The organism is Enterobacter oligotrophicus (assembly GCF_009176645.1).
In the GTDB taxonomy this organism is placed as follows: Bacteria; Pseudomonadota; Gammaproteobacteria; order Enterobacterales; family Enterobacteriaceae; genus Enterobacter; species Enterobacter oligotrophicus.
Window position 1 is genome coordinate 1174565 of sequence record NZ_AP019007.1, and the last position, 16111, is coordinate 1190675.

16 protein-coding genes are annotated in these 16111 nt (G+C 53.8%); 3 read left to right on the forward strand and 13 right to left on the reverse strand.

Annotation, left to right across the window (positions count from 1 at the left end; translation table 11 throughout):
* Nucleotides 1–154: 154 nt before the first annotated feature.
* The 3 genes from xseA to EoCCA6_RS05570 all read left to right on the forward strand — a co-directional run bounded on the left by xseA (nt 155) and on the right by EoCCA6_RS05570 (nt 2970).
* Nucleotides 155–1528: an exodeoxyribonuclease VII large subunit gene (gene xseA / locus EoCCA6_RS05560; RefSeq protein ID WP_152081829.1), complete on the forward strand. Its 1374-nt coding sequence runs from the start codon at nt 155–157 to the stop codon at nt 1526–1528.
* A gap of 71 nt (nt 1529–1599) precedes the next feature.
* Nucleotides 1600–2619 (forward strand): M4 family metallopeptidase, encoded by a 1020-nt coding sequence (locus tag EoCCA6_RS05565; protein ID WP_152081830.1) that lies wholly within the window; start codon nt 1600–1602, stop codon nt 2617–2619.
* Complete coding sequence (locus tag EoCCA6_RS05570) at nt 2620–2970, forward strand: protealysin inhibitor emfourin (RefSeq protein ID WP_152081831.1); 351 nt, start codon at nt 2620–2622, stop codon at nt 2968–2970.
* Here EoCCA6_RS05570 and EoCCA6_RS05575 read toward each other — a convergent pair.
* From EoCCA6_RS05575 to rlmN, 13 genes are all read right to left on the reverse strand, one after another.
* Complete coding sequence (locus tag EoCCA6_RS05575) at nt 2967–3188, reverse strand: zinc ribbon domain-containing protein (protein WP_152081832.1); 222 nt, start codon at nt 3186–3188, stop codon at nt 2967–2969. The two genes, EoCCA6_RS05570 and EoCCA6_RS05575, sit on opposite strands and share 4 nt — an antisense overlap.
* Nucleotides 3189–3240: 52 nt before the next feature.
* On the reverse strand, nt 3241–4275 hold the full coding sequence (locus EoCCA6_RS05580; RefSeq protein ID WP_152081833.1) for a Gfo/Idh/MocA family oxidoreductase: 1035 nt from the start codon (nt 4273–4275) through the stop codon (nt 3241–3243).
* A gap of 61 nt (nt 4276–4336) precedes the next feature.
* A complete protein-coding gene (locus EoCCA6_RS05585; RefSeq protein ID WP_152081834.1) occupies nt 4337–5878 on the reverse strand; it encodes a peptide MFS transporter in 1542 nt (513 codons plus the stop codon).
* 286 nt (nt 5879–6164) lie between these two features.
* Nucleotides 6165–6437: a hypothetical protein gene (locus tag EoCCA6_RS05590; RefSeq protein WP_152081835.1), complete on the reverse strand. Its 273-nt coding sequence runs from the start codon at nt 6435–6437 to the stop codon at nt 6165–6167.
* 135 nt (nt 6438–6572) lie between these two features.
* A complete protein-coding gene (locus EoCCA6_RS05595; protein WP_167515530.1) occupies nt 6573–6968 on the reverse strand; it encodes a tlde1 domain-containing protein in 396 nt (131 codons plus the stop codon).
* Entirely contained in the window at nt 6968–7459 is a 492-nt protein-coding gene (locus EoCCA6_RS05600; protein WP_152081837.1) for an Hcp family type VI secretion system effector, read from the reverse strand. Before EoCCA6_RS05600 ends, EoCCA6_RS05595 begins: the two co-directional genes overlap by 1 nt.
* 151 nt (nt 7460–7610) lie before the next feature.
* Nucleotides 7611–9080, reverse strand: coding sequence for a ribosome biogenesis GTPase Der (gene der, locus EoCCA6_RS05605; protein ID WP_152081838.1), 1470 nt, complete (start codon nt 9078–9080; stop codon nt 7611–7613).
* Between the two features lie 112 nt (nt 9081–9192).
* A complete protein-coding gene (bamB, locus tag EoCCA6_RS05610) occupies nt 9193–10371 on the reverse strand; it encodes an outer membrane protein assembly factor BamB (RefSeq protein WP_152081839.1) in 1179 nt (392 codons plus the stop codon).
* 10 nt (nt 10372–10381) lie between these two features.
* Complete coding sequence (locus tag EoCCA6_RS05615; RefSeq protein ID WP_152081840.1) at nt 10382–11002, reverse strand: YfgM family protein; 621 nt, start codon at nt 11000–11002, stop codon at nt 10382–10384.
* Between the two features lie 13 nt (nt 11003–11015).
* Nucleotides 11016–12290, reverse strand: a complete 1275-nt coding sequence (gene hisS, locus EoCCA6_RS05620; protein WP_152081841.1) for a histidine--tRNA ligase — start codon at nt 12288–12290, stop codon at nt 11016–11018.
* Between the two features lie 81 nt (nt 12291–12371).
* The gene (ispG, locus tag EoCCA6_RS05625) at nt 12372–13490 is read right to left on the reverse strand and encodes a flavodoxin-dependent (E)-4-hydroxy-3-methylbut-2-enyl-diphosphate synthase (RefSeq protein ID WP_152081842.1); all 1119 of its coding nucleotides are present in this window, start codon (nt 13488–13490) and stop codon (nt 12372–12374) included.
* A gap of 26 nt (nt 13491–13516) precedes the next feature.
* Nucleotides 13517–14515 (reverse strand): cytoskeleton protein RodZ, encoded by a 999-nt coding sequence (gene rodZ / locus EoCCA6_RS05630; protein ID WP_152081843.1) that lies wholly within the window; start codon nt 14513–14515, stop codon nt 13517–13519.
* A 293-nt stretch (nt 14516–14808) separates the two neighbouring features.
* Nucleotides 14809–15975, reverse strand: coding sequence for a dual-specificity RNA methyltransferase RlmN (gene rlmN, locus EoCCA6_RS05635; RefSeq protein WP_152081844.1), 1167 nt, complete (start codon nt 15973–15975; stop codon nt 14809–14811).
* Between the last annotated feature and the right edge of the window lie 136 nt (nt 15976–16111).

Sequence of the window (16111 nt, forward strand, 5' to 3'; positions counted from 1 at the left end):
ATATCTCTGACCTGGGTGGTTAAATATTGCCGTGGCATTATACAGAGCGTAACCGATTGCATCCACACTTTTTTAGAAAAAAACCTTGCACTCCCCTCTCAGCAGGTTACTATCGACTGAATAACTTGCTGATTTAGAATTTGATCCCGCTCACATGTTATCCTCTCAATCCCCCTCAATTTTTACTGTCAGCCGCCTTAATCAGACGGTGCGTTTGCTGCTTGAGCAGGAAATGGGACAGGTCTGGATCAGCGGTGAAATCTCAAACTTCACGCAGCCGTCCTCCGGCCACTGGTACTTTACGCTAAAAGACGACACCGCCCAGGTGCGCTGCGCGATGTTCCGCAACAGCAACCGCCGGGTAACGTTCCGCCCTCAGCACGGCCAGCAGGTTCTGGTTCGCGCCAATATCACCCTGTATGAGCCGCGCGGTGATTATCAGATTATCGTCGAGAGCATGCAGCCTGCGGGTGAAGGCTTACTGCAGCAGAAATACGAACAGCTCAAAGCGAAACTCTCTGAAGAGGGGCTGTTCGATCAGCAGTTCAAAAAACCACTGCCCTCGCCTGCGCACTGCGTTGGGGTCATCACCTCTAAAACCGGTGCAGCCCTGCACGATATTTTGCACGTGCTGAAGCGCCGCGACCCTTCCCTGCCCGTGATTATCTACCCGACCGCCGTTCAGGGTGATGATGCGCCGGGCCAGATTGTGCGCGCCATTGAACTGGCGAACGTGCGTCAGGAGTGCGACGTGCTGATTGTCGGGCGCGGTGGTGGCTCGCTGGAAGACCTGTGGAGCTTTAACGACGAGCGCGTGGCACGGGCGATTTTCGCCAGCCAGATCCCCATTGTGAGTGCCGTCGGGCACGAAACGGACGTCACTATCGCCGATTTTGTCGCGGATTTACGCGCCCCGACGCCATCCGCTGCTGCGGAAGTGGTGAGCCGCAATCAGCTGGAGCTGTTGCGCCAGATTCAGAACGCTCAGCAGCGTCTGGAGATGGCGATGGATTATTTCCTTGCCAACCGTACCCGCCGCTTTACTCAGATTCATCACCGCCTGCAACAGCAGCATCCGCAACTGCGTCTGGCACGCCAGCAAACCGTGCTGGAGCGTTTGCGTCAGCGAATGAATTTCGCGCTGGATAATCAGCTTAAGCGTGCGGTGTCGCGCCAGCAGCGTGTCACCCAGCGTTTGAACCAGCAAAACCCTCAGCCAAAAATCTATCGTGCGCAGACGCGCATCCAACAGCTTGAATACCGCCTGGCGGAAAACCTGCGCGCGCGCCTGAGCAGCACGCGTGAACGCTTTGGCAACGCGGTAACCCATCTGGAGGCGGTCAGCCCGCTCTCCACGCTGGCGCGCGGCTATAGCGTGACGACGGCAACAGATGGCAAAGTGCTGAAGCAAACCAAACAGGTGAAAGCCGGGGATGTGCTTACCACCCGCCTCTCAGACGGCTGGATAGAAAGCGAAGTGAAGGATATCAAACCGGTCAAAAAGACGCGTCAGCGTAAAACCGGATAAATCTTCGCAGGTTAATTACTATACTGCTGCTATTCCCTTTTGTCTGGCCTTGCCAAAATAAGGAGAGCAGCATGTCCCATCTTCACACGGTTATTCCCCCCTATATCCTTCGCCGTATTATCGAGAGTGGCTCAGAGCCGCAGCAGCGCTGTGCTCGTCAGACCTTAACCCACGTGCAAACGCTGATGGCGCATATGCCGGGCAAACCCGCCGCGCCGCACGTGAATAAAGCCGGTCAACTGGAGCGCGATATCTATGATGCAAAACAGACGCAGGAGCTGCCGGGCACCCAGGTACGTTATGAAGGTCAGCCCTCTAATGGCGATGTCGCGGTAGATGAAGCCTATGATTATCTGGGGATCACCCATGATTTTTTCTGGAAAAATTATCAGCGGGATTCGCTCGATAATAAGGGCCTGATATTGACCGGCACCGTGCACTACGGCCGGGAATACCAGAACGCCTTCTGGAATGGTCAGCAGATGGTCTTTGGCGATGGTGACGGCGAAATTTTTAACCGTTTCACTATCGCCATCGACGTTGTGGCGCATGAGCTGAGCCACGGCGTGACCGAAACCGAAGCCGGGCTTATCTACTTTGAACAATCGGGCGCGCTGAACGAATCGTTATCAGACGTGTTCGGCGCGTTAGTGAAGCAATACCACCTCAAGCAAACTGCCGATAGCGCCGACTGGCTGATTGGTGAAGGGCTGCTGGCAAAAGGCATTAACGGCAAAGGGTTGCGTTCGATGTCCGAACCCGGAACCGCTTATGACGATCCCCTGCTCGGTAAAGATCCGCAGCCAGGACATATGAAAGATTTTATTAAAACACGTGAGGATAACGGCGGCGTACACCTGAATTCCGGTATTCCTAACCGGGCGTTTTATCTTGCCGCAAGCGCGGTTGGCGGTTACGCCTGGGAAAAAACGGGCTATGCCTGGTACGACACGGTATGCGATCGCAATCTGAAGCAAGATGCAGATTTTGAGGCGTTTGCAAAACTGACCATTGCGCATGGAGAAAAACGCTCCGGCAGTAACGTCGGGGCAGCCATTAAACACGCGTGGGAACAGGTAGGAGTGCTGTAAATGCAGGTTCCGGAACTGACGGACGACGCCGTCGTCGAGCTGGCTCGCGAAGGCGGCGTCGCTTTTATTCCTAAGCTGAGCGGCCAGCGCAGAATAACGCTCTCGTCACTCAACGAGACACAACGCCAGCGGGTGGTGAGCATACTGGAGCAGGCATTTCCTCGCGGTCAGCCGCCGGGTGAGCCTTCCTCACCCGGCCGTGGGGATCAGCGCTATTTTCGTATCCAGATAATCTGGACCCGGCACAATCAGGCGCAATACGCCGATATTATTGTGCTGGTGCCAGAGCAGGAGGCTCCGGAATCGCTGGTCGAACTCTGGCAAAAAGGCGAAGGCTGCGTGTGCGATTAACTTTCGGCCGGGGCAAACTCCACGCGTTTTTTAGAGATAAGGCCGTGGCCGTTCTGGCAGAAATAGTCCACCGCCCCACAGGCTTTTAAGACCTGGAGTGGCTGATGACACTCCGGGCAACGGGCTTCGAGCGCAATGTCTTTATTGCAGTTATCACAGTGGGCTACACCGTTTTGTGGCTCCAGATCTGCATGGCAATCCGGACAGATAATCGACATGGTGACTCCTTCGGGTGGAATTCATGACTGCATTGATATTAACACGATGCACTTAATGTGAACCACGTAGCTGTTGTTGCAGGGTCAGCAACAGCTCGACCTCTTCAAGCCTGCGCTGCGTCGTGCGGCTCACTTCATGCGGGTCGCGTTCAAACAGACTTTTTGCGCCCAGGATATGCCCGGCCAGGCAGCGTTCGTAAATCGTACCGGGAAGCTCCCAGCGTTGAATAGCGTCGCCATTAATCAGCTCGATAACATCTTCCGTGCCGCGCCGATCGTGGCTAATGATGCGCCCGTCGCGCAGATAAAGCCGTAGCCCTTTCTGTCCGCCCAACGGACCAGCGTATTTATTCAACCAGATATCCACCGGCACGCCGCTCATCTGCCCCTGCAGGTGTGCTTCGCCTTCCGCCGTCGTCAGGTCGCCTTTGGCAATATCGCGCCCCAGTCGGTCCTTAGCGCTCATCACCTGTAATGACAGGGTATTGTTTCCCCCCAGATAGCGCACCATTTCACGCATCATCGCCAGCACATGCGTGCCGATGTCCAGAATCACGCCGTCAGGATGGCGGAGCGTACGCGTATCCGGTTCGCCGGTGGCGAAGTTGAGTGCGATGGGTTCACCAGCCGTGTTATACCCGCTTGGCTCCTGCAAAAACCCTTCTATTCTGACGATATCGGAAAAAGTGCTGACCAGCGCCAGCGTCGCCGTTTCGATACGCGCCATCCAGTGATCGAGCGCAAGCACACGAGACGCAGCACCGGGCATCGCCAGCAATGTTTTCAGCGTTTCGATTTGGGAAAGCGTGGCGACAATCGGTTTTTCAACCACAATACGCGAGACGGAAGAGGCAAGCGCCTGTTCAAGCACCTCAAGATGGTGCAGAGATGCGGTGGTGATAAACAACGTATCGAGAGGCTGAGCAAGGAGTTCAGAAAGTGATGCGCAACGTGTTATCCCTTTGGGCCTTTTTGTCGGCAGAAGATCGAATCCAGAACAGCGTAGCGAGTTACCAAACTGGTTTCGTAATGCGGGCAAATATGCCGTTTCAACGACCGCGCCAAGCCCAACAAACCCTAACAGCATATCTTCACCTCGTATTAGCCATTGCCGGGGCAGGCACCCGCCCCGGCAAAGTCGAGGTTTATCAGGCGTTAGCGGCCGGCTTAGTCTGCGTATTTTCCAGCATACGACGTACCGGAACAATGAGGACGATCAGTACCGCAGCACAGATCAACAGCGCAATGGAGCAACGCGCGAAGAGATCCGGCAGCATATCCAACTGATCGGCCTTCACGTGTCCACCAATCAGGCCCGCCGCCAGGTTACCCAGCGCACTGGCGCAGAACCACAGCCCCATCATCTGACCACGCATTCTTTCCGGGGCCAGCAGTGTCATGGTCGCCAGACCAATCGGGCTCAGGCACAGTTCACCGAGCGTCAACATCAGGATGCTGCCCACCAGCCAGAACGGAGACACGCCTGCGCCGCCGTTATTCAGAACGTTCTGCGCTGCCAGCATCATCAGGCCAAAGCCTGCGGCGGCACAGAGAATACCGATGACAAACTTGGTGATACTGCTCGGGCGAATGTTCATGCTGGCAAGTTTCGGCCATGCCCAGCTAAACACCGGTGCCAGCAAAATGATGAACAGGGCGTTAATCGACTGGAACCACACCGCCGGGATCTCGAAATCACCGATCATGCGGTTAGTGTAGTCGTTAGCAAACAGGTTGAACGAGGTTGGTTTCTGCTCGAACGCAGACCAGAAGAACGCTGCGGAGACCAGCAGGATGAAGCAGACCAGCAGTCTGGCGCGCTCTTTGCGGTTCAGCCCTGCAAAAATGAACAGGTAGATAAAATAGAGCGCGACGGACGCCGCAATCACATAGACCAACACGCTGGCAACCGCGACCGGGTTGATCACAATCACGCCCTGCGCAATCAGCGTAACGATAACCGCGACACCCACCGCCAGCGCCAATAGCCATGCGCCGACACCATTTCGCTTCACGACCGGGCTGTTCCAGGTGGAATCCAGACCCACTTCGCTGTCGTAACGTTTCATGGCCGGGACGGCAAACACGCGGAAGATAATCAACGCCACCAGCATCCCGATGCCGCCGATACCAAAGCCCCAGTGCCAGCCGTGGGTTTTAATCAGCCAGCCGGAGATCAATGGCGCAATGAACGACCCCATGTTGATGCCCATGTAGAACAGCGAGAAACCGCCGTCACGACGTGCATCGCCTTTTTTGTACAGCGTCCCCACCATAACCGAGATACAGGTTTTGAACAGGCCAGAGCCGAGCACAATAAACATCAGGCCGATAAAGAACAGGTTATCGCCCATGATGGCTGAAAGCGCAATTGACAAATGTCCGAGCGCAATCAGGATAGAGCCATACCAGACGGCTCTCTGCTGGCCGAGCCAGTTATCTGCCAGCCAGCCGCCCGGTAGCGCGGCGAGATACATAGTTCCGGCAAAGATCCCGACAATCGCAGAGGCATTTTCACGCGCCAGCCCCATCCCGCCGTCATAAACGGTGGCCGCCATAAACAGAATCAGTAACGGGCGGATGCCGTAAAACGAGAAACGTTCCCACATCTCGGTGAAAAACAGTGAACCGAGCGGATAAGGATGGCCGAAGAACGTTCGGCTTTCTTTTTGATTAACAGAGGATTGCATAATTCTCCCGAAAAGGTATGTGTCGTGCTTGTAAACACCAGCATGTACGCCGGTCAGTTACGTATCTGACCGATTTTTTACAGGCGGCGAAAAGTTAGTTAACCATTTGATAACCCGGCGCTAGTTTTGTCTAGTACCGGACCACGAACTTTAAGATGAAAATTCGACGATTGTCTACTTTCTTAGATTTAAACGTGGTTAAAAGTGATTAGTGATTGACATCACACAGGGAAGGCTGGCGTTTTGAATGGGGGAATAAAGGCGGCTTAATTGCCGCCTGACTGTTTTAAGTATTACGAACCAACCAAACTATCTTTTCCCCGAGGAATACAGCCACAGCCGACGCCAGCGCATTAAACACGATGTACATCGTGAAAGAGTTATCCTCTACACGATCAGGGTAAGACTCCAGTTTCTCAGCCGGAATGTAATTCATCAGGTTCGTGACGGTATATTTCAGACTTTCGGATAGCGGGTCGAAAACCCCTGAGAGCATCAGCACAAACATGATGGCCAGAAACACCAGCAGTCGTAACGACCATTTAGCCGGGCGTGACATCACAACTCCCTGAGGTATTACCAATAACCGTAATATCACCATAAACCCAGAGTTTATCCCCCTGTAGAATGAGATGACGATGGGCTTTTAACAATGCAGATCGCACTACATAAAAGTCACGCGAGAGGAAGAAGGTTATGCAACCCTCACTGATACCAGAACCATCTGGCCGGGGTGGTGTAAACGGAAATGGCCTCGCTGGTAATGGTGTCGTGAATCGACATCGAAATTCATATAGTCATCAACTACGCCATCTTTGCGGAACAAGGCAAACCAGTCGTAATAGTTATTCCCTGTAAAAGCATGTTTGAACCATGTCTGGCTATGAGAAAACAGTCCACCTGACGGACGATCTACGATCCAGTAACTACCTGGTGGCACAGTAGCATTCGTCATGTATGAACATTCTGGCTTATTTACCAGCTCACCCAACCCAGAAAAAACCGGAAATGAACCTACGCCGCCCACATCCAAACGGGCCACGCGGCCTTCGTCATAGAGATGATTAAAATCGACTCTGCAACTGATCATCAAGCCACCACTCGCTGATTCCATACGTCTGTGTATGAAATATTTCCGTCGAGATAAAGCCAGGTAATACTTTCATACGCCAGCGAAACCGATTCAGTAGGGTTGTTCATCTGGCCGCCAGTGTTCTTAAAATTATGCATCACCGGCGTGACTGCCACCACTTTGATGTTTTTCAAAATGATGTGCATGAATTCCTCCTCTAAACCTGCGTCATTAATCCGATACCACTTAATGATCGCCTGCTGGAGCGTCTCGCCTTGACAGACTGCACGGTTCAGGTAAGGAGTGGCCTTGTCCAGCTCTTTGGTGAAACTTAGCTGGTCGTGCACGCGTGTACCGGTGAGTTTGCCAAAAGTATTATCGTAGGGGATGTGTACGCCGTGGTTAAAGCTCTGCATTTCAATAGCACCCTCACGCAGCAGTACGTTGCTACTTCCCTGGATGAGGGTTCCAGTTGAATTGTAGAGCCATATATACGCAGGAACGGCCATTTTGATGTCCTTTCAATATGCTGTTAATCCGCTTTTTTTGATACTCCTGTATGGCAAAATTCATTAAACTAAAAATGCTGTTTATATAAACAAAAAGCCCGACGCAATGCGGGCTTCTGGTATGGAATGAAAGCAAATTTTTAGTGAACCATCATTTGCTTTTCTTAATGTGCTTAATCAAACGTTTACGCTTACGCATCTGGTTTGGCGTCAGGGTATTACGCTTGTTGGCGAACGGGTTATCCCCTTCCTTGAACTGGATACGGATAGGCGTGCCCATCACGTCCAGCGATTTACGGAAGTAGTTCATCAGATAACGCTTGTAGGAATCCGGCAGATCTTTCACCTGGTTGCCGTGAATGACCACAATTGGCGGGTTATAACCACCGGCATGGGCATATTTCAGCTTCACGCGACGACCACGCACCAGCGGCGGCTGGTGATCTTCTGCAGCCATATTCATGATACGGGTCAGCATGGCGGTGCTCTGACGGCGGGTGGAGCTGTCATACGCTTCACGCACAGACTCGAACAGGTTACCGACACCGCTGCCGTGCAGCGCAGAGATGAAGTGTACGCGGGCAAAGTCGATAAAGCCCAGACGGAAGTCCAGCGTCTCTTTCACCTGCTCTCTCACTTCATTGCTCAGGCCATCCCACTTGTTGACCACGATAACCAGTGAGCGCCCACTATTGAGGATAAAGCCGAGCAGAGAGAGGTCCTGATCGGAGATACCTTCACGCGCGTCAATGACCAGCAATACTACGTTGGCATCTTCAATCGCCTGCAGGGTTTTGATAACGGAGAATTTTTCCACCACATCGGTGATTTTCCCGCGCTTACGCACGCCTGCGGTGTCGATGAGCACGTACTCACGCTCATCGCGCTGCATAGGGATGTAGATGCTGTCGCGGGTGGTGCCCGGCATGTCGTAGACCACCACGCGCTCTTCGCCCAGAATACGGTTAGTAAGTGTAGACTTACCTACGTTTGGACGGCCCACGATGGCGAGCTTGATCGGCAGATCCTGCGGGTTGAATGCCTCTTCAGGTTCTTCTTCCGCTTCACCGTCTTCGAATTGCGCCCAGTATGCGGCGTCCTCGTCCACCTCTTCCGGCGGGTTCACTTCATCAACCCACGGCAGCAGCACGGTTTCGAGCAGGCTGGTCACACCACGACCATGCGACGCCGCGATAGGGTAAATGTCACCCAGACCTAAGGACCAGAAATCCGCAACGGCCTGATCGGCATCAATGCCGTCAGTTTTGTTCGCCACCAGGAAGGTTGGCTTTTCACGCGAGCGCAGGTGTTTGGCAATAGCAGAATCCGCCGGCATCAGGCCCGCACGGGCATCGACCATAAACAGAACGACATCTGCTTCTTCAATCGCCAGCAGAGACTGTTCCGCCATGCGGGTTTCAACACCATCTTCCGTACCATCAATACCACCGGTATCGATACAGATAAACTCGCGTCCTTCCACCTCTGCACGACCGTACTTACGGTCACGCGTCAGCCCTGGGAAATCCGCAACCAGCGCATCACGGGTGCGTGTTAAACGGTTAAAAAGAGTGGATTTTCCAACGTTAGGGCGCCCGACAAGCGCGACCACAGGTACCATGTTTGAAGCCTCATAAAATTCAAAATCACGTCGCTTTCGCGGCGTTTTTAAAAATGTCAAAACGGCTCCTGAGTGAACAGGAGCCGTTTAGTATACTACAACCGCCGGGTAATTAACGCGTGATCGCGTACAGCGTCCCGTCTTTTGCCTGGATCAGCAGTTTGCCGTCAGCCACTACCGGCTCCGTCAGGAAACCAGAACTGTCGACTTTTTGCTGTGCAGTAAAGCGGCCCGTTTCCGGGTCAATCCAGTGCATATACCCTTCGCTGTCACCCACCACCAGGCTACCGTTGTACAGGGCCGGTGCGGTCAGCAGGCGGTGCAGCAGATCGCTTTGCGTCCACAGCGTCACGCCACCTTCGGTGCTCAGCGCCAGCAGACGGTCGTTCTGGTCAACCATATAGATACGGTTACCGTCAACGATGAAATCATTCACCGAGCCCAGCTCACGTTTCCACATGATCTGACCGCTGCGCAGATCCAGCGCAGTCAGGTTGCCGTTATAAGCCAGCGCATAAACAATACCGTCAACAATCACTGGCGTAGTATCGACATCGCTCAGACGGTCAATCTCAGTAGAGCCGGTCGCCTGAGAGATACGTTGCTGCCAAATCATCTGGCCTTGCTGCATCAGCACCGCGCTCACGCGGCCGTTGTCACCGCCTACAATGGCAGCCCCAAAAGCGGTAGCCGGCGCGGATTCACCGCGCAGAGAGAGCGCAGGCATATCCAGGTTAACGGTCCATTTCACCAGGCCATCCGCTTCGTTCAATGCCTGAAGCTGGCCGTTGCTGGTATGAATCAATACCAGACCATCGCTGACAACCGGACGAGACAGGGATTCACCGGCAACCGTGGTTTGCCATGCGATAGTTCCATCACTGGTGTTCAGCGCATATACCTGGGCTTTTTCGCTACCCACATACACATGACCACCGGCAACGGTCAGGCCGCCAGAAAGCAGTGCCGGTTTGCGGGAGAACCAGCCGTCTTTTTCCGCCAGGTTAACAGACCACACTTCCTTCCCGTCGTCTGCGTTAACGGCTTTCACCGTACCCTTACGGTCTGCGGCATAGATAACACTGTCAGCAAACGCCGGGTGCAGGTTGGAATAGAATTCACCAATACCATCACCCACGGAGGTGCTCCATGCGGTTGATGGGGTAAACTGGTTTTCAACCGTCGGCAGCGGGGACATTTTGACAACATCTTCTTCGCCACTGAACAGTGAACAGCCACTCAATAACGTAACAGAAAGCAGTCCTGGCAGAAGTAATTTACGCAATTGCATCGGGTCCCTCTCAGACGGACAAATTATTTATTTTCATCTGCATCATTTCACTCAGCGCAGGTGAAGCCTTGCTATCTACGCCAGCTTGCCACGCTTTACGCGCGCCCGCTTTGTCACCTTTGCTCAGCAGTGCTTCACCGCGCAGATCGGCAACAATAGCGGCAAACCCTTCACCTTTGATGGAATCAAGCGTTTTCAGCGCATCATCGGCTTTATTCTGCTGAACCTGGATACGTGCCAGACGCAGGTTGATCACTGCTTTCAGGTTTTCATCGCTTGCAGCAGCAAGGCCCTGAGACAGTTGCGCAGCGGCTTTGTCCAGTTCGTTTTTATCAACGTATTGCTGAGCCACTTCCAGCGCGGCCAGCGCACCGTAGGTGTTTTTATTGTCAGCTGCAAATTTCTCTGCCGCTGCCAGCGTTTGTGGCTGGTCAGCACGAATCGCGCTAACGGTATTTTCGTAGTTCAGAGAAGAGCCGCGTGCGGAATCAGCCTGATGGTTGTTCCAGTAACGCCAGCCTACTAATGCACCTACACCCAAAATAACCCCAACAACCAGCGCTTTGCCGTTTTCAGCAAAGAAGCGTTTAATCGCGTCGACCTGGTCGTGTTCGTTCTCGTAAATTTCCACGCAGTCCTTCTCCTTAGCCCAATAAAGTGCGCAAGTGCGCCGCAACGCCGTCCTGCGTTACCGTTGTTTGCTCACCAGAGCGCAGGTCTTTCACTACCACTTCGCCGTTAGCCACTTCGGACTCACCCAGCACCAGTGCAATACTTGCGCCCCACTTATCGGCACGAGCAAACTGTTTTTTGAAGTTGCCGCCGCCATGGTTGGTCATCAGCTTAGCGTCCGGCAGTGCATCACGCACGCGTTCGGCAAGCTGCATCGCCGCAGACTGCGTATCCGCGCCTGAGGCCACCAGGTATATATCGACAACAGAATCTGCTTTAAATTCCGGATTAACTGCCTGAACCAACAAAACAAGTCGCTCAAGACCCATCGCAAAGCCAACCGCCGGGGCTGCACGACCACCCAGTTGCTCAACCAGACCATCATAACGACCGCCAGCACACACGGTGCCCTGCGAGCCGAGGCTGGTGGTGACCCACTCAAACACGGTGCGGTTGTAGTAGTCCAGGCCGCGCACCAGGCGCTGGTTAATGGTATAGGCAATACCCGCCGCTTCAAGCAGCTTGCACAGGCCCGCAAAGTGTTCGCGGGAGTCGTCGTCCAGGTAGTCACCCAGTGCAGGCGCATCGTTCAGCAGCGCCTGCACGTCCGGGTTCTTGGAATCCAGAACGCGCAGTGGGTTGCTGTACATACGGCGTTTGCAGTCTTCGTCCAGCTTCTCTTTGTGCTGTTCCAGGAACGCCACCAGCGCATCGCGGTAGTTTGCGCGCGCTTCCAGAGAACCAATGGAGTTCAGCTCCAGCGAAACGTGCTCAGAAATACCGAGTGCGCGCCACCAGCGGGCCGTCAGCATAATCAGTTCGGCGTCGATGTCCGGGCCTTGCAGACCAAAGACTTCCACACCCAGCTGGTTAAACTGGCGGTAACGCCCTTTCTGTGGACGTTCGTGGCGGAACATCGGGCCGATATACCACAGGCGCTGCTCCTGATTGTACAGGAGACCATGTTCGATGCCGGCGCGTACGCAGCCCGCCGTACCTTCCGGACGCAGCGTCAGGCTGTCGCCGTTGCGGTCCTCAAAGGTATACATCTCTTTTTCAACCACGTCGGTTACTTCACCGATCGCACGTTTGAATAACGGGGTCTGCTCTACAATCGGCAAACGGATTTCGCTGTAACCGTAGCTGCCGAGCACCTGTTTCAGTGTGCCTTCAATGCGCTGCCAGATGGCGGTTTCGCCAGGCAGATAATCGTTCATGCCGCGGATGGCTTGAATGTTTTTTGCCACGTTTATTCTCTTTCTATATACAAAAAAGAACCCAAAGAATGGGTTCAATCATACATGGGAAGCGGCACGCTTCCCATCACGTTATTTTTCGACCTGCTGCACGCTGATGCGCTGCGATTCATCCATCATCGTGGCTTTGGCACGAATGCGGGCTTCAAGCTGGTCGATCATGTCACTATTATCCAGACGATCTTTACGAACACCATCTTCATAGAGACCACTTTTCTTGTTGCCGCCGGTAACGCCCAGCGTTGACACCAGCGCTTCACCCGGACCGTTCACCACACAACCGATAATAGAGACATCCATCGGGGTGATGATGTCTTCCAGACGCTGCTCGAGGGCATTCACCGTGCCGATGACGTCGAACTCCTGACGTGAACAGGTTGGGCAGGCAATGAAGTTGATCCCACGGGCGCGGATACGCAGTGATTTCAGGATGTCGAAGCCGACTTTGATCTCTTCCACCGGATCGGCCGCCAGCGAGACGCGCAGGGTGTCACCGATCCCTTCGGAAAGCAGCAGCCCCAGACCAATTGCCGATTTCACAGAACCGCTACGCAGCCCCCCTGCTTCGGTGATCCCGAGGTGCAAAGGCTGATCGATCTGTTTTGCCAGCAGGCGATACGATTCCACTGCCAGGAACACATCGGACGCTTTGACGCTCACTTTGAACTGATCGAAGTTAAGACGATCCAGATGATCGACGTGACGCATGGCAGATTCGAGCAGCGCTTGTGGCGTTGGCTCGCCGTACTTTTCCTGAAGATCTTTTTCCAGAGAACCGGCGTTAACGCCGATGCGGATTGGAATGTTTTTGTCGCGCGCGCAATCCACAACCATACGAATGCGCTCTTCGTTACCGATATTACCTGGGTTAATACGCAGGCAATCTACGCCATACTCAGCAACTTTCAGCGCAATGCGGTAGTCGAAGTGGATATCTGCAACCAGCGGAACGCTGACCTGCTGCTTGATCAATTTGAACGCCTCAGCGGCATCCATGGTCGGCACGGAGACGCGAACAATGTCCGCGCCTACGCGTTCTAATGCTTTGATTTGGTTGACCGTCGCTTCCACGTCCGTGGTGCGCGTGTTGGTCATCGACTGGACGGCGATTGGCGCGCCGTCCCCGACTGGCACATTCCCAACGTAGATCCGTTTCGATTTTCTACGTTGAATCGGAGCCTGGTTATGCATGAAAAATCTCCCGCGTTGCCCGTCTGTTACTGTGCTGCTGATTGTTCGGCATTAACGGTAAGACGCGCAACCTGGTTAGTTCTGATAAAGCGGCTCAGGTCGACAGGTTTTCCTTGATACTGGATCTGTACCGCTGCCGGAGCGCCGATTTTAAGTTTATACGGGGCCTGGCCCGTTAGGTTTAACGTGCCATCTTTACGCTGCAGACCGCTGAACAGTTTTTTACCCGTAGCATCCGTCACTTCCAGCCAGCAATCGGCAGTAAAGTTCATCACCAACGCGTTGGGATCGGCTGCTGGCGTTGCAACACCCGCCTGGTCGGTTGGTAATGGTGCAGCAGCGTTGTCCGCAGGTGCGGTATCAACATTGGCCTGAGAAGGTGAAACCACCGCGTTCTGATCCTGCGCCTGCGTTGCCGGAGCAGTATTCGCTGTTGCGTCTGGCGTTGGTGCTGGTTCGGTCGCAGGCGCATCCGTTGCCGCTGTCTGTGGCTCGCTGGATGTCGTCGCCGCACCCTCTGTGTTCAGCGGCACGCTTTGCGCGTTGTCGTTACCGGATTGATTAAGCTCAGCTGAGGATTGATCGGCCATGGTCGTGATCTCTTCCTGCTGCGCTTTGTGGTTTTGCCACCACCATGCGCCCGTCAGGCCAACCACCACAAACAGCACCAGCCAGGTAAAGCTCATCAGCCAGCCATCACGTTTTTTACGACGTTTTCCCAGAGAGAAAGTCTGCATCGGCGCAACTTTCGCTGCACGTACCGGTGCCTGCTTCTCCATCATCGGCAGTAATTCGTCTTCAGGGATATGAACCAGTTTTGCGTAAGAGCGGATGTAACCACGCAGGAATGTTGAAGCAAGATCGGCAGGAGCCTTATCTTCTTCAATATCGCGAACCGTGGAAACCTTCAGGCACAAGCGTTCGGCAACGGCTTGCTGGCTGAGTCCGAGTTGTTCACGGGCGTTGCGAAGACGAACGCCAGTGGAGAGTGCTTCATGTTGGTCGTGAGTGGCTTCAGTATTCATTCGCTACAACTACTGGTACGTGAAAAAAATGGGTTCAGGTGCCGGTGAGTCACAATGCCACCCGCACCGCGAAACTTCAGGTAATTTAACCTTGAACAAACAGTATAAGACTGTCAGGCCGCAGATAACAGCACTGGCCTGCCCATGAAGCTAAACTGTTGTTACGTCGTTACATACTGCCCGAAAGTCGTATAAAACGCACCGTAATTATTAATCAATCATCACGAATCTGACTGATTATTCAGTAAGATTATGCTTCACGGCGCAGATCATGCGCCGTGATTGCATAATAATCAAACAGCTTTGACCGCAATCGACTCACCCTGCATGCGTTTACGCAGAGTACGTTTGGTGCGGTCGATAACATCACCCGCCAGTTGTCCGCACGCGGCATCGATGTCATCACCACGCGTTTTACGCACGATGGTGGTGAAACCATACTCCATCAGCACTTTTGAGAAGCGATCGATACGGCTGTTCGAGCTACGACCATACGGTGCACCAGGGAACGGGTTCCATGGGATCAGGTTAATCTTGCACGGCGTATCTTTCAGCAGCTCAGCAAGCTGATGCGCATGCTCGGTGCCATCATTTACGTGGTCGAGCATCACGTACTCGATGGTCACGCGGCCCTGGTTCGCGTTGGATTTCTCCAGGTAGCGACGCACAGCTGCGAGGAAGGTTTCGATATTGTACTTTTTGTTGATCGGTACAATTTCGTCACGAATTTCGTCGTTAGGTGCATGCAGGGAGATCGCCAGCGCAACGTCAATCATGTCGCCCAGTTTATCCAGCGCAGGCACTACGCCCGAGGTGGAGAGCGTCACGCGACGTTTAGACAGACCAAAACCAAAGTCATCGAGCATGATTTCCATTGCCGGAACGACGTTAGTCAGGTTCAGCAGCGGTTCACCCATCCCCATCATCACCACGTTGGTGATCGGGCGCGTTCCCGTGATCTTCGCCGCGCCAACAATTTTCGCAGCACGCCACACCTGGCCGATAATTTCGGACACGCGCAGGTTACGGTTAAAGCCCTGCTGAGCCGTGGAGCAGAATTTACACTCCAGCGCACAGCCGACCTGGGAAGAGACGCACAGCGTGGCGCGGTCGTCTTCCGGGATATACACGGTTTCAACGCGCTGATCGCCCACGGCAATCGCCCATTTGATGGTGCCATCGGATGAGCGCTGTTCTTCCACCACTTCCGGCGCACGGATTTCAGCCACTTCTTTGAGCTTATTGCGCAGCACTTTGTTGATGTCCGTCATGTCATCAAAGTTGTCGCTGCAATAATGGTACATCCATTTCATGACCTGATCGGCACGAAACGGCTTCTCGCCCATCTCTTTAAAGAACTCGCGCATCTGCTGACGGTTCAGATCCAGCAGGTTGATTTTTCCATTTTTATTGGGAACCGCAGGAATGGCGACTTCGGAGGTATTCACTAATTCAGACATAATATTTTCCGGCCTCGTTGTTACACGTTATGGCCCGTGGAGGGTTGAAAAGAAACACCCCGGAAAGCAGTCTGCTCGTCCGGGGCGTTGCATTGTACAAAGTCTGGCGCAGGGATGCCACGTTTGCACGCAGCAT

What these genes read in the sequence shown, in the direction of transcription:
- EoCCA6_RS05585 (WP_152081834.1), bottom strand. Translation starts at nt 5,878, where the DNA reads ATGCAATCCTCTGTTAATCAAAAAGAAAGCCGAACGTTCTTCGGCCAT.
- ispG (WP_152081842.1), bottom strand. Translation starts at nt 13,490, where the DNA reads ATGCATAACCAGGCTCCGATTCAACGTAGAAAATCGAAACGGATCTAC.
- rlmN (WP_152081844.1), bottom strand. Translation starts at nt 15,975, where the DNA reads ATGTCTGAATTAGTGAATACCTCCGAAGTCGCCATTCCTGCGGTTCCC.
- EoCCA6_RS05570 (WP_152081831.1), top strand. Translation starts at nt 2,620, where the DNA reads ATGCAGGTTCCGGAACTGACGGACGACGCCGTCGTCGAGCTGGCTCGC.
- rodZ (WP_152081843.1), bottom strand. Translation starts at nt 14,515, where the DNA reads ATGAATACTGAAGCCACTCACGACCAACATGAAGCACTCTCCACTGGC.
- EoCCA6_RS05565 (WP_152081830.1), top strand. Translation starts at nt 1,600, where the DNA reads ATGTCCCATCTTCACACGGTTATTCCCCCCTATATCCTTCGCCGTATT.
- EoCCA6_RS05575 (WP_152081832.1), bottom strand. Translation starts at nt 3,188, where the DNA reads ATGTCGATTATCTGTCCGGATTGCCATGCAGATCTGGAGCCACAAAAC.
- EoCCA6_RS05600 (WP_152081837.1), bottom strand. Translation starts at nt 7,459, where the DNA reads ATGGCCGTTCCTGCGTATATATGGCTCTACAATTCAACTGGAACCCTC.
- xseA (WP_152081829.1), top strand. Translation starts at nt 155, where the DNA reads ATGTTATCCTCTCAATCCCCCTCAATTTTTACTGTCAGCCGCCTTAAT.
- der (WP_152081838.1), bottom strand. Translation starts at nt 9,080, where the DNA reads ATGGTACCTGTGGTCGCGCTTGTCGGGCGCCCTAACGTTGGAAAATCC.
- EoCCA6_RS05590 (WP_152081835.1), bottom strand. Translation starts at nt 6,437, where the DNA reads ATGTCACGCCCGGCTAAATGGTCGTTACGACTGCTGGTGTTTCTGGCC.
- bamB (WP_152081839.1), bottom strand. Translation starts at nt 10,371, where the DNA reads ATGCAATTGCGTAAATTACTTCTGCCAGGACTGCTTTCTGTTACGTTA.
- EoCCA6_RS05580 (WP_152081833.1), bottom strand. Translation starts at nt 4,275, where the DNA reads ATGCTGTTAGGGTTTGTTGGGCTTGGCGCGGTCGTTGAAACGGCATAT.
- EoCCA6_RS05595 (WP_167515530.1), bottom strand. Translation starts at nt 6,968, where the DNA reads ATGATCAGTTGCAGAGTCGATTTTAATCATCTCTATGACGAAGGCCGC.